This window comes from Streptomyces sp. NPDC050264 (assembly GCF_040655895.1).
Lineage (GTDB): Bacteria > Actinomycetota > Actinomycetes > Streptomycetales > Streptomycetaceae > Streptomyces.
The window spans coordinates 487,451-499,412 of the sequence record NZ_JBFAKV010000003.1; the positions used below are offsets into that span (position 1 = coordinate 487,451).

The 11,962-nt window shown below is 70.1% G+C and carries 12 protein-coding genes, 1 tRNA gene and 1 pseudogene; 9 read left to right on the forward strand and 5 right to left on the reverse strand.

Features of this window, described 5'->3' with window-relative positions; all coding sequences use genetic code 11:
* Positions 1-324 precede the first annotated feature (324 nt).
* Both AB0J02_RS07365 and AB0J02_RS07370 read left to right on the forward strand, forming a co-directional pair.
* Positions 325-1,020: a bifunctional DNA primase/polymerase gene (locus AB0J02_RS07365; RefSeq protein WP_363192592.1), complete on the forward strand. Its 696-nt coding sequence runs from the start codon at positions 325-327 to the stop codon at positions 1,018-1,020.
* Positions 1,021-1,076: 56 nt separating this feature from the next.
* Positions 1,077-1,712 carry a hypothetical protein gene (locus AB0J02_RS07370; RefSeq protein ID WP_363192593.1) on the forward strand — a complete coding sequence of 212 codons (636 nt, stop codon included), beginning with the start codon at positions 1,077-1,079 and terminating at the stop codon, positions 1,710-1,712.
* Positions 1,713-1,995: 283 nt separating this feature from the next.
* Here the strand turns inward: AB0J02_RS07370 and AB0J02_RS07375 are convergent, their stop codons facing one another.
* The 3 genes from AB0J02_RS07375 to AB0J02_RS07385 all read right to left on the reverse strand — a co-directional run bounded on the left by AB0J02_RS07375 (position 1,996) and on the right by AB0J02_RS07385 (position 4,578).
* On the reverse strand, positions 1,996-2,958 hold the full coding sequence (locus AB0J02_RS07375) for a DUF5926 family protein (RefSeq protein WP_363192594.1): 963 nt from the start codon (positions 2,956-2,958) through the stop codon (positions 1,996-1,998).
* Positions 2,959-3,062: 104 nt separating this feature from the next.
* The gene (locus tag AB0J02_RS07380; protein WP_363192595.1) at positions 3,063-3,701 is read right to left on the reverse strand and encodes an ATP-binding protein; all 639 of its coding nucleotides are present in this window, start codon (positions 3,699-3,701) and stop codon (positions 3,063-3,065) included.
* Between the two features lie 73 nt (positions 3,702-3,774).
* Positions 3,775-4,578: a glycerophosphodiester phosphodiesterase gene (locus AB0J02_RS07385; protein WP_363192596.1), complete on the reverse strand. Its 804-nt coding sequence runs from the start codon at positions 4,576-4,578 to the stop codon at positions 3,775-3,777.
* A gap of 299 nt (positions 4,579-4,877) precedes the next feature.
* On the opposite strand from AB0J02_RS07385, the gene AB0J02_RS07390 reads away from it, so the two are divergent.
* The 3 genes from AB0J02_RS07390 (at position 4,878) to AB0J02_RS07400 (ending at position 6,839) form a co-directional block, all read left to right on the forward strand.
* Entirely contained in the window at positions 4,878-6,335 is a 1,458-nt protein-coding gene (locus AB0J02_RS07390) for a trypsin-like peptidase domain-containing protein (RefSeq protein WP_363192597.1), read from the forward strand.
* Between the two features lie 74 nt (positions 6,336-6,409).
* Positions 6,410-6,494: transfer RNA gene (locus AB0J02_RS07395), tRNA-Ser, on the forward strand.
* 210 nt (positions 6,495-6,704) lie between these two features.
* Entirely contained in the window at positions 6,705-6,839 is a 135-nt protein-coding gene (locus AB0J02_RS07400; RefSeq protein WP_363192598.1) for a hypothetical protein, read from the forward strand.
* Between the two features lie 598 nt (positions 6,840-7,437).
* Here the strand turns inward: AB0J02_RS07400 and AB0J02_RS07405 are convergent.
* Both AB0J02_RS07405 and AB0J02_RS07410 read right to left on the reverse strand, forming a co-directional pair.
* Positions 7,438-7,626 (reverse strand): hypothetical protein, encoded by a 189-nt coding sequence (locus AB0J02_RS07405; protein WP_363192599.1) that lies wholly within the window; start codon positions 7,624-7,626, stop codon positions 7,438-7,440.
* A gap of 100 nt (positions 7,627-7,726) precedes the next feature.
* A complete protein-coding gene (locus AB0J02_RS07410; RefSeq protein WP_363192600.1) occupies positions 7,727-8,623 on the reverse strand; it encodes a bifunctional DNA primase/polymerase in 897 nt (298 codons plus the stop codon).
* A 367-nt stretch (positions 8,624-8,990) separates the two neighbouring features.
* On the opposite strand from AB0J02_RS07410, the gene AB0J02_RS07415 reads away from it, so the two are divergent.
* The 4 genes and pseudogenes from AB0J02_RS07415 to AB0J02_RS07430 form a co-directional block, all read left to right on the forward strand.
* Positions 8,991-9,302: a hypothetical protein gene (locus AB0J02_RS07415; RefSeq protein ID WP_363192601.1), complete on the forward strand. Its 312-nt coding sequence runs from the start codon at positions 8,991-8,993 to the stop codon at positions 9,300-9,302.
* Between the two features lie 268 nt (positions 9,303-9,570).
* The gene (locus tag AB0J02_RS07420; protein ID WP_363192602.1) at positions 9,571-10,767 is read left to right on the forward strand and encodes an acyl-CoA dehydrogenase family protein; all 1,197 of its coding nucleotides are present in this window, start codon (positions 9,571-9,573) and stop codon (positions 10,765-10,767) included.
* Complete coding sequence (locus AB0J02_RS07425) at positions 10,764-11,768, forward strand: OB-fold domain-containing protein (RefSeq protein ID WP_363192603.1); 1,005 nt, start codon at positions 10,764-10,766, stop codon at positions 11,766-11,768. The genes AB0J02_RS07420 and AB0J02_RS07425 overlap by 4 nt, the downstream gene beginning before the upstream one ends.
* Before the next feature lies 1 nt (position 11,769).
* Positions 11,770-11,962, forward strand: a pseudogene (locus tag AB0J02_RS07430) (acyl-CoA dehydrogenase); the annotation flags it as partial.

Genomic DNA, 11,962 nt, shown 5'->3' on the forward strand with positions numbered 1-11,962 from the left:
GTGGGTACGTACTCGGAGAAGACCAGGGGCAGTTGGGATCAACCCGGAACCTGGTGACGGACCCGGGCGTCTTAACTACCGACGACCGTGCCCCATCCTCCCGTGGGGGAGGCGGCGATAAATACGCGGGACGGCAAACGCCAGGCGCCGCCACCCCACGCCAGGCTTTTAAAGGACACAGCAAGCGCTCGGACTATAGGGGTTACCCCTGCCCCAGGTCGGCAGATCAGGCCGGGGCCAGGCGCTTCAGCACGTACGCACAGTGACTGTTCGACACATGGTGTGATGTGGCCCTCGGCGTTCAACGGAAAGGAACGAGCGCTCATGCGCGAGATCCTCGGAAGGCGACGCAGGCTCCTGTCCAGGCGTGACAGCGGGAAGTCTGACCTGATCAGCGCGGCCCTCACGTTCGCGACAGCGTGGCAGTGGCCGGTCTTGCCGGGCATAGGGCTCGCGGCGGTGGGACGTCGCGACGGCGTCCGCTGCGCCTGCCCCGACCCGGAGTGCACGGTGCCCGGCGCCCACCCGTCCGACCCGGGACTGCTCGCCGCGACGACCGACGAGCGCATGGTCCGCTGGTGGTGGACCAATCGACCCGGATCCCCGATCGTGCTCGCTACAGGTGCCTCGTCCGGGGCATTCGGGGGGCGCGCACCCTGCGCCGTGAGCCTCCCCGCTGTCGCGGGCGCCCGCGCGCTCGCCGCACTCGACCGCGCCGACGTACGGCTCGGCCCGGTCATCGCCACCCCGGAGCGGCTGGCGATCCTCGTCGCGCCGTACTCCATGGAGCAGCTCGGCGAGCTCCTGTACGCGCAGGACTTCGTCCCCGGCTCGCTGCGCTTCCACGGCGAGGGCGGCTACCTCGCCCTGCCGCCGTCCACCACGGGCGTGGGGCAGGTCCGCTGGGAGCGCGCACCGCTGCCCGGTTCGGCGGCGCCCTGGACGCCCGATGTGGAGGCCGTGGTCGACGCGGTCGTGGACGCTCTCACTCGTACGGGTGTGAGCGCGCCCGAGTTGTAGCGATATCGGGCGCGCGGCGAGCCGCCGTGACCGGCATGCGCCGATATCTTCGGCGCATGCCTGCCGCGCCCCCACTCCCCAAGATCTCGACCGGGCCCGAGCAGGGGGCTCCCCCTTCGCGCCTTCGTCTGTTCGGTCTCCTCGCCGTGGTCGTGCTCACTGCCGTACTGCCGCTCGCGGGGGCGTCCGCGGGACCCGTGAACGACGAGCCCGCCCGGCAGGCCGCCGAAAAAACGGAGTCGGAGCCGGCAGGCGCAGCCGACAGGGTCGACGGCAAGCCGGAGGCGACGGTGAGCGGCCCGCAGGACGGCGCTGTGGACGCGGCGTCCGATCATCGGTCCCCCTCGCTCCTGAACGGCCTGGGGGTGGCCACCGCCGCTCGCTGCGGCCCCCAACTCGCGTCTCCCGAAGGCATCGAGGCCCAGACCTGTGTGCTGCGGCAGGGGCGCGACACGTGGGCGCGTACCTACTACCGGAACACGACGGGCGGGGGGCTGGGCGTCGTTCTGACCCTGATGGCGCCCGGCGGACGCACGATGCAGATCGACTGCGCGGTGGGTGCGGAGGACGAGCCGGGGCTGTGCGAGACACCGCGTGGACGGACCCGGGGAGAGCTCGCGCGGTATGCCGCGGTGGCGGAGTATGCGGCCGACGGCGACGCGCCGCTGTTGCTGCGGTCGGGGAGCAACTAGGCACCCACGCAGGGGTGTTGGGGCTCGCCGAGCGGTGCGGGCATGAAAGCGCCCGGTTGCTGGCGACGGGGGATGCACCAGCAACCGGGCTACTTGAACGGTAACAAGAGATCGGCAGTTTACAAATTCGATCTCTTCTATTCGGACATGGATTTACCTGCAACTACCGGGAGTTGTGACCGGAGTCACCCAGCCCGAGGAGGCTCTCGAGGAGCCGAACGGCCTGACCGGTCGGTCAGTCCAGTCGATCAGACCGCCGGTCGGGACGCGTGGACCCTGTGTGTCAGCTGAGCGTCACCTGTCGGTTGGTGAGGCCCCCGCGCGCGCGACGCTCGTCCGCGGTCAGCGGCGCGTCCGTGGCGAGTGCGGAAGCGAGCCGCTCGGCGAACTCGGCGGCCGGCTTCTCGATGTCCTCCGCCTTCACCGCGCTGGGCAGGTCCCACACCGGAACCGTCAGCCCGTGCGCCCGGAACGAGCCCACGAGGCGCGTGCCCTCGCCGAGCGAGGACGCGCCCGCGGCGTGCAGCCGCGCGAGCGCGTCGAGGAGCTTCTCCTCCGGGTGCGGCATGACCCAGCGCAGGTGGTTCTTGTCCGGCGTCTCGCACCAGTAGGCGCTGTCCACGCCCGAGAGCTTCACGGTCGGGATGGCCGCGGCGTTGGCCCGCTCCAGGGAAGCGGCGACCTCACCCGACGCGTTCTCCGAGTCCGGCACCCAGAATTCGAAACCCGTGTGCACGACAGGCTCGAAAGCGCCGCTCGGGTCGAGGAGGTCCTGGAGGCGCGGGCCGTCGGCGGGCGCCCGGCGCGCCTGCACCGGGCTGCCCGGTTCGGCGGTCAGCGCGCGCTGCAGGGTGTCGGCCAGGTCGCGGCTGATGTCACCCGACGACGTGTCGTTCTGCAGGCCGAGCAGGACCGTGCCGTCGTCGCGGCGCAGCGCGGGCCAGGCCATCGGCAGCACGGTCGCGAGGGTGACCGAGGGGACGTCGTCGGGCAGCTTGTCCTTGAGGGGCAGCTGCACGGTCGCCGCGGGAACCAGCTCGCGCAGCGCGACCCAGTCGCCCTCGCCCGGCAGGCCCTCGAAGGGGCGCTGCACCAGCTCGGTCACCGCGTGCGCGGCGTCCCGGCCGTGGCATGCCTTGTAGCGGCGGCCGCTGCCGCAGGGGCAGGGTTCGCGGGCACCGACAACCGGGATCTCTCCACTGGTGACTTGCGGCTTGCCCTTGGTCTGCGGGCGCTTCTTGGCCATCTTGGATGTCTCCCGGATACGGCTCAGGTACGTACGGGCGCGAGCCTAGCCGCTCGTACTGACAAGGGTGGGATTCGGTCCAAGTGCCCCGCGCGGGACGGCGTTCAACCCACGTCGTCGAAGGCGTCCGCGAAGTCGAGGCCCGCCAGGTCGGTCGCGTGGGGAGAGGTGATGCGGGCCGCGAAGTCCTCGCGGCGGTGCGCCGCCGCTTCCGCGTGCACGTCCTTGTGCACGACCACCCAGACGGTGACCTCGCCGCGTGAGTCGTCGCGCACGCCCCAGTCGTCCGCCAGCGCCGTGATGATGTTGAGCCCGCGGCCGCCTCGCGCGGTCACCGAGGGGGTGGCCGGAATCGGGCGGGTCGGGCCGCCGCCGTCCGTCACCTCGACTGTGAGACAGCCCCGGTCGTCCACGCACCACGCGGCTCGAACGTCACCGTCGCCCGCCATGTCGTCGCCGAGCGGTCTGCCATGCCGACAGGCATTGCTGAGCAACTCGGAAAGAATCAGCACCGCATCGTCGACGACCGAGTCCGACACCCCGCGACAGCGCAGCTGATCACGCATACGGTGCCGAGCTTCGCCCACGCCCGCAGGGCCATGGGGAACGGCCATGCTCGACGACGCAGGCACCTCCTGTGCCACCACCAACGCCACCCCCGAAACCTCCTTTGCCCCACGCCACGGTGTGGATGCCCCAATGGACTGGACCGGAAACCGGCCAGTACGCGTGCGGTGACGCACTCGTAACGATCGAATGCGGTAAGCACGCGCCGGTGCACTCCCCGTGACGGTCGGTGGTGAAAGTGGCCGGAAATCATCCTCGGCCGAGGTGTCGAAGCACCGCCGCCGGCCGGTTCGTGATGATCGCGTCGACTCCGAGCCGGACACAGAGGTCGACGTCCTCGGGCTCGTTCACCGTCCAGACGTGCACCTGGTGACCCGCGCGCGCGAGCTTCTCGATGTACGAGGGGTGGTTGCGCACGATCCTGATGCCGGGGCCCGCGATGTGCACGCCTTCGGGCAGACGTCCTTCGCGATGGCGGGGCGAGACGAACTGCATCAGGTAGACGGTCGGCAGGGTCGGTGACGCCTCCCGGACACGCAACAAGGAACGGGCCGAAAAACTCATGACACGTACTTGTGAGGGCTCGTCCGCGGACGGTGCATCCAGGCCGAATCGCTTGAGCAGCAGCAGGAGCCGCTCCTCGACCTGGCCCGCCCACCGGGTGGGGTGTTTGGTCTCGATGGCCAGCTCGATCCGGCGTCCGGCGTCCACGACCAGTTCGAGGAGGCGCTCCAACGTCAGTACGGACGTGTCGGCCGAGCCCACCGTCCAGTCGGGACTCTCCTCGAGGTCGCGCCAGGAGCCGAAGTCGAGGGCGGCCAGGGCTTCGAGCTCCAGGGCCGAGACCGCTCCGCGGCCGTTCGACGTACGGTTGACGCGACGGTCGTGCACGCAGACGAGATGGCCGTCCGCCGTGAGCCGCACATCGCACTCCAGGGCATCGGCACCGTCCTCGATCGCCTTCTTGTATGCCGCCAATGTGTGCTCGGGTGCGTCCTCCGAGGCCCCGCGGTGGGCGACGACCTGGATGCGTTGCTGTCGTGCGTGGGTCACCGCGTCATGGTGCCACCGCGCGGCCGGCCACCGAGAAAGTTCGGCCTAGCGGATGCGTCCGTTTCGACCGGCATAAAGGATGGCAGCGGACGCACAGGAACGCCTTATGGTGCCCTGACGCCTCGTGGGAAAAGCTGACCGCGTACAACTGCACAACTGGACCGTGACAGGACCATGCCGGAACGGTGGAGTGACAGCGGTCGGTCAAGCGCCGCTGTAGTTACCGACGGGTGTTCGAAAAACGATCGAGCGCCAGGACCGTACCGGCAACAACAGCCGTGGATCGAGGAGAGAAAGCTGTGAGCACCGAGAACGAGGGCACTGCGGTCCCCCCGGCCCCGTCCGCACCTCCCGTGCCGGTGGACGCTCCCGCTGCTCCCGCACAGGCACCTGCCGGGCCGGCCCCGTCGGCCCCCGAAGGCGCCGGGTACGACACGGTGGGCCACGGCGGGGCGACCGCCGACCACGGGACACCCGGAGCGAGCGCCGCTGACGCGGGTGCCGCCGGCCCTGCCGGACCCGCGCCCGCCGGGGAGTGGCCGCCTCCGCCGCCGGCGATCCCGTCGTACGCGGGCGGAGGCGGCGGTCCGACATGGGGCTCCTCCTACGAGCAGCCGCAGCCCAAGCCGGGCGGTCGGCGCGGCGGCCTGGTCGCCGGGGTCATCGCGGCCGCCCTGATCGCGGGCGCCGTCGGTGGCGGCGTCGGCTACTGGGCCGCGGAGCGGGGTGACGACGGGGGCACCGGCTCGACGACCGTCTCCGCCTCCAACCCCGCCGACCTCAAGCGCGACCCGGGCACCGTCGCGGCGGTGGCCGCCAAGGCGCTGCCCAGCACGGTCACCATCGAGGCCGAGGGCAACAACGGCGAGGGCGGCACCGGCACCGGCTTCGTGTACGACAAGCAAGGCCACATCCTCACCAACAACCACGTGGTGGCGGAGGCCGTGGACGGCGGCAAGCTGTCGGCGACGTTCTCGAACGGCAAGAAGTACGACGCCGAGGTGATCGGCCACGCACAGGGCTACGACGTCGCGGTCATCAAGCTGAAGAACGCGCCGGACAACCTCAAGCCCCTCGTGCTCGGCAACTCCGACAAGGTCGCCGTCGGTGACTCGACCATCGCGATCGGCGCGCCCTTCGGGCTGTCGAACACGGTGACCACGGGCATCATCTCGGCGAAGGACCGCCCGGTGGCGTCCAGCGACGGCACGGGCAGCAGCAAGGCCTCGTACATGAGCGCCCTGCAGACCGACGCGTCGATCAACCCGGGCAACTCCGGAGGGCCGCTCCTGGACGGCAACGGCAATGTGATCGGCATCAACTCGGCCATCCAGTCCGCCTCCAGCGGCGGCATGGGCGGCGGTTCGGGCCAGGCGGGCTCGATCGGCCTCGGCTTCGCCATCCCGATCAACCAGGCCAAGATGGTCGCCCAGCAGCTCATCAAGACCGGCCAGCCGCTATACCCGGTGATCGGTGCCTCCGTCTCCCTCGAAGAGGGCACCGGCGGCGCGAAGATCACCGAGCAGGGCGCGAGCGGCTCCGCCGCGGTCACGGCGAACGGTCCGGCGGACAAGGCCGGTCTGAAGCCCGGCGACGTCATCACGAAGCTGGACGACTCGGTGATCGACTCCGGTCCGACCCTGATCGGCCAGATCTGGACGCACAAGCCGGGCGACACCGTGAAGCTCACCTTCACGCGCGACGGCAAGGAGCGCACCACCGACGTGACCCTCGGGGAGCGCAAGGGCGACAGCTGACGGACCCCGTCCCCGAACCCGCTACCCTTGTCCCGCGCCACCGGCTCGCCTTCGGGCGGCTCACGGGGGCGCGGGGTGGGTTGCCCGAGCGGCCTAAGGGAACGGTCTTGAAAACCGTCGTGGCGAGAGTCACCGTGGGTTCAAATCCCACACCCACCGCATGCAGGTCAGCTCAGGTGCTGGTCAGAAGGGGTGCTCCGGTCATCGGAGCACCCCTTTCGCGTTGAGCCCGCCTCATCCCTTCTCGCCCATTCCGTCTTCCGCCCGCCTCTCCCAGCAACGGCTCGCCCCAATCCTTCACGTGCTCAGGTGAGTTGGAAGGCAAGGCGCACTCCGTCTCCTTGAGGGCGACGATCTCGCCGGGCCGCAATGGCCAGCGACTGCGCGATGCTCGCGCGGCCCGTCCATCAACTCCGCCGGGGCCCGCTGGCCGCCTACCTCTACCGCATCGACCGCGCCCTGCCGGTGCATTCGTTGGCCAGTTGCTACCGCCCGAGCACGTGAGGAGCACTCGCGTCGTCGGCCCACCCCGGGCCGGGCCGCGTCATTGATGTTGTGGTCACTTCATCGACGGCGTCCCCGTGGCGGGAGAGGCCTCGCCAATTTCTGAGACGGGGACCTCGATCTCGCAGCCCTCCGGCATCTTGTCGGCAGAGGTCGCACATTCCGAGGGGTCGACACCCGGCTTGGCCCTGTCTGTCTGGCCCTGGCTCGTCCCGTTCTCGGCTGAGGTCGAGCTGCCGGACGACGGGGTGCTGTCGGAGGGTTCGGAGGGTGACGAGCAGGCCGCCGAGCTCAGCACGGTGCACAGGATCAGAACGGCAGAGGCCGCGGCGGTACGAGTACGCATGAAGGTCCCCCAACGCGGACGTCCGAGCGTCCGGCTCATCGGTCGATCAACCATGCCATTCGCACTGTGCGGCCGGCCTGGGAAACGTGAAGATATTGCGCTTCTGTTTGACGTGTACGCAATGTAATCGCATTCGGTACGAGTCAGGGGCCCATGGGCCATGTGTGGGCCGGCAGCGCCGCTGAGAAGCCGGCGCGGCCGCTGAACGCGATACCCCGTGGCCCTCGACCTGTCGAGCACGCCGGGGCACGGCTACCGCTTCAGCGCCCGGTACCGCTTCAGGAGAGCAGTGATCTTGTCAGGGTCGGCCTTGCCGTTCAGCTCCGCCAGAAGATCGTCGGGGCAGAGCTCGTAGAGGTCTCCCCACCAGCGCCGCCCCCTCGTGTTCCAGATCCTGTATCCGCCCGGCACCCCGCGCGCGACGTACCACCGTCTGCTCATGCTGCCCCTCCACCCTTGGTCGCTCTGGTCAGCAAAGCAGGGCGGGGAGATACCGCACGACTTCTTTAACGCATCGCGCTTCCTGTATGTGGGGTGTTTTCTACGACCCCGACGTCAGCCGCGCCGCTGAGGCGATCGTCGAGCGGGCCTCCCGTTCCGTCAGGCCCGTACGTATCGCGGCGTCCACCAGGGCGTCGGTGAGGGTGTCTCCGAGGCCGCTTTCGTAGGCGCGGCAGGCTGCCCAGAAGAGGCGGGTGTTGCGCTGCCCTTCATGGGCGCCGAGAACGAACTGGGTGAGGCCCAGGCCGTGTTGCCCGGCGCGCGTGGTGGGCCCGGGGTGGTGGGGACGCGGCGGGGGTGTGAGCAGCCGCAGGAGCGCCGGTGGGCAGGGGGCGGGCGGCAGGTGGGCCGTGCCGGGGACCGTGGCGTAGACGCCGCGCTCGGTGCGGGAGCCGGGCCCCACCAGGTAGCCGCCGGCTCCGCGGATGTCGATACCGGGCGCGAGGCGGCCCGCGGAATTGGGCACCACGGCGTCCGGCGGCCCGGACAGCCACAGGTGCCGCCCGCCGCTCGGGGTGGCCACGACCACGGTGTCGGGGATCGTGAACAGATGACGCAAGGCCAGCTCACGCAGTGAGGCGGAGGAGTCCGTACCGGTCTTGGTGTCCAGGTCGACGCCGATGAGGTGGTGCGGCGGGAGGCCGCACGCGATCCCGTATCCGGTGGCCCGGGGCGCGGCGGCGAACAGGGAGCGGACGCGGCGCGGATCGGTCGTCGCGTCGTGCACGCCGTGGCCGGGGAGCCCGCATTCGCCGTGGCAGCGCGGAGACCACGGGGGATCGTCGCGGTGCGGTGAGGGCAGCGCCGGGAGCTTGGTGCGGGAGAGCGGGATGACGGCGAGCCCGCGCGCGGCGGCGGAGAGGGCGTGCGCGAGGGCCAAGGTCGCCAGGGATGTGGTCGGGACGGAGGGCGGCGAGTGCCGGTCGGTGGTGGCCATGACTTCATGTTCGTACGTACGTTCGAAAGAGGGAAGGGGGGTGGGCCGTCCGGGGTGCCTATTTACTAAAAATGTGCCGAAACGCTTCATCGCCTGGGGCGGCTGGGCCGTGCCTAACCGATCGGTGCCTGTTCGGGCTGATCTGGGGCTTTCTGGACGGGAAGCAGGTTTATCGACAAGTCCTCACGCTTGCGGGCGAAACGCGGCTTCCTGGGTGGTTCGCCAGGGATTCGGTGGGCAACTCTGGTCTCGCGACGTCGTGAACATCGCCAGGGCGGCCGGCCAACTTCCCTGGAGCAACCCGAACTTCCCCGGGTGCCGGGCATCCGCCCGTACTCCCGGTGTACTTCCTTCTGGAGGAAAAGACATGGCTTCCATCCGTACCGCCCGCGTCATCGCCACCGTCGCCGCCCTGCCCCTCGCCGCGGCTCTGTTCTCCGGAGTGGCGATCGCGGACAACGGATCGTTCGCGGACAACGGATCGAACGCGGGGGTGGCGACGGTCAACGGCAGCGGGGTCGGACACGACAACAGCGGCAACTCGTCCACCACGCAGCAGCAGGCCGTGGGCAACGGCGCCTCGAACCAGAGCAACACCGCACAGGTCAACGGCTCCGCCTTCACGGCGATCAACCAGACCAACAAGAACGTCGTCGTGAACTTCGCCGAGCTCTGGTGACCGCACGGCTCCTGTTGGGCAGGGGTCTTCCGCGGGGTGCGTGACAGTCTGCGCGGCGGTGCTTCGGCACCGCCGCGCAGGCGTTTTCGTGCAGGTGGCTACGGGTGGGTGGCTACGTGCAGGTGGCTTCGGGTGGGTGGCTTTGTACGAGCGTCTCGCGTCGCCGCCTTCGCCGAGGCCGGTGGCCCGGTCGATCTCTTGACACCCATCGGTAACTGACGGACAGTCAGAAACCCTTGTTCGTACGAGGTCCGGGAGGGCCGCCGCCGTGCACCTCGCCCCCACCGAGCGCCAGCGCGAGCTCCGTGCCCAACTGCGCGGACACTTCCGTACGTTGATGCCGGGGGGACCGCCCGCGGCCGACGACATCGACGAGCAGCGCAGGGTGCTGCGGCGCATGGGGGCCGAGGGGCTGTTGGGGCTCGGCTGGCCCGTGGCGTACGGCGGTCAGGGGCGCGGCCCCGACGAGCAGTTCGTGTTCTTCGACGAGGCGTACCGCGCGGGTGCGCCGATCTCCATGGTCACGCTGAACACGGTCGGTCCCACGTTGATGAAGTTCGGCACCGAGGAGCAGAAGGCGTACTTCCTGCCCCGGATCCTCAGCGGTGACGTGATCTTCGCGATCGGCTACAGCGAGCCGTCGGCCGGGACCGATCTCGCGTCGCTGCGGACGCGGGCCGTGCGGGACGACGCCAGCGGCGACTGGCTCATCGACGGGCAGAAGGTCTTCACGTCGAACGCGCAGAACGCCGACTGGATCTGGCTGGCCTGCCGCACCGACCCCGAGGCCCCCAAGCACCAGGGCATCTCGATCGTCCTCGTGCCGACCGCCGCGCCGGGCTTCTCCTGGACCCCGATCGAGACGGTCGGCGGGCTGACCACGACGGCCACGTATTACGACGGCATCCGCGTCCCCGGCTCCCATCTGGTCGGCGAGGAGAACGGCGGCTGGGGGCTGATCACCAACCAGCTCAATCACGAACGGGTGGCGCTCGCGGCGATCGGGATGCAGGCCGAGGACTTCTACACCCGGGTCCTCGCCGCTGCCCGTACGCCTGATCCGGTGACGGGCGAGCGCCGGGTTGACGCTCCGTGGGTCCGGTCCCGGTTGGCCGAAGCGCATGCCCGGCTGGCGGCAACGCGCCTGCTCAACTGGCGTTTGGTGGGGGATGTCGGGGCAGGCGGGCCGGCCCCCGGCGACGCCGCCGGCGTGAAGTTCGCGGGAACCGAATCGGCGGTCGAGGTGTACCAGATATGTCAGCAGATCGCGGGTGAGACCGGGTGGCTGCGGAGGGGATCGCCCGGGGCGTTCGGGGCGGTGGGCGGTGACTCCGCGGTGGGAGAAGGGGAGTTGGAGCGGATGAACCGGGCGGCACAGATCAACACGTTCGGCGGCGGGGTGAGCGAGGTGCAGCGGGAGATCGTGGCCACGATGCGGCTCGGGATGAAGCGGGGGAGGCGGTGAGTGCGGTGGCGGAAGCGGGTCGGGCGGCTTTGGCGTATGAGGGGTTGAAGGCTTTCGAGGGGCTTGCCGCGGCGTCGGCGGGCGAGGGCAGGGACCCGGTCAACGCGCCGATGATCCGGCACTGGTGCGAGGCCATGGGCGACACCGATCCGGCGTACGAGGGACCGGACGCCATAGCGCCGCCGACCATGCTGCAGGCGTGGACGATGGCGGGCCTGTCCGGGTACGCGGGGCGCGCGGGGGCCTACGACGACCTGCTCGCGCTGCTGGACGGCGCCGGGTACACCTCGGTCGTCGCCACCGATTGCGAGCAGGAGTATCTGCGGCCGCTGCGGCCCGGGGACACGATCACCTTCGACGCGGTGATCGAGTCGGTGTCGCCCCTGAAGACGACGAAGCTCGGCACAGGGCACTTCGTCACGACACGTATGGACGTGCGGGCGGGCGGGGAGCCGGCGGGGACACACCGGTTCCGCATCCTGAAGTACGCACCCGCCGAACGTGATTCGGTGTCTGCCAAGTCTGCCAAGTCTGCGGACAAGTCTGCGGAGAAGACCGCGGACAAGTCCGCGGGGGCGCCCGGCGCGTCGAGGAAGCTCCGCCCGCGCCCTGTCGTGAACCGGGACAACGCCGGGTTCTGGGCGGGCGTGGCGGAGCACCAGTTGCTCATCCAGCGCTGTCGCGGCTGCGAGACACTGCGCTTTCCATGGCTGCCGGGGTGCAACGTGTGCGGTGGCCTGCAGTGGGACACGGTCCGGGCGTGCGGCGAGGGCACGGTCTTCAGCTACGTCGTCATGCATCACCCGCCCTTCCCGGCATTCGACCCGCCGTACGCGGTGGGCCTGATCGAGCTGGCGGAAGGCGTGCGCATCGTCAGCAACGTTGTCGGGGTCTCCTCCGACAAGGTGCGCATCGGGATGCCGGTCCGGCTCGAATTCACGCGGGTGGACGCCGAGTTGGAGCTTCCCGTGTTCCGGGCGCTTGAGGATGGTGAGGCGTGACATGGACTTCACCCCCACTCCGGAGCAGGCGGCGGCTCGGGAACTGGCCGCGCAGATCTTCGGCGACCTCTCCACGCCTGAGCGGCTCGCGGGTCTCGGCGGCGGCACGGACAGCGAGCTGTGGAAGGCACTGGCCGATGCCGGACTGGCCGGCGCCGTGGAGGAGACCGGGCTGCTCGGACTCGTGCTGATGC

Excerpts from the sequence above, each read along its gene's own strand:
- AB0J02_RS07365 (WP_363192592.1), top strand. The coding sequence starts at position 325 with ATGCGCGAGATCCTCGGAAGGCGACGCAGGCTCCTGTCCAGGCGTGAC.
- AB0J02_RS07370 (WP_363192593.1), top strand. The coding sequence starts at position 1,077 with ATGCCTGCCGCGCCCCCACTCCCCAAGATCTCGACCGGGCCCGAGCAG.
- AB0J02_RS07375 (WP_363192594.1), bottom strand. The coding sequence starts at position 2,958 with ATGGCCAAGAAGCGCCCGCAGACCAAGGGCAAGCCGCAAGTCACCAGT.
- AB0J02_RS07400 (WP_363192598.1), top strand. The coding sequence starts at position 6,705 with ATGGCCAGCGACTGCGCGATGCTCGCGCGGCCCGTCCATCAACTCCGC.
- AB0J02_RS07405 (WP_363192599.1), bottom strand. The coding sequence starts at position 7,626 with ATGAGCAGACGGTGGTACGTCGCGCGCGGGGTGCCGGGCGGATACAGG.
- AB0J02_RS07410 (WP_363192600.1), bottom strand. The coding sequence starts at position 8,623 with ATGGCCACCACCGACCGGCACTCGCCGCCCTCCGTCCCGACCACATCC.
- AB0J02_RS07415 (WP_363192601.1), top strand. The coding sequence starts at position 8,991 with ATGGCTTCCATCCGTACCGCCCGCGTCATCGCCACCGTCGCCGCCCTG.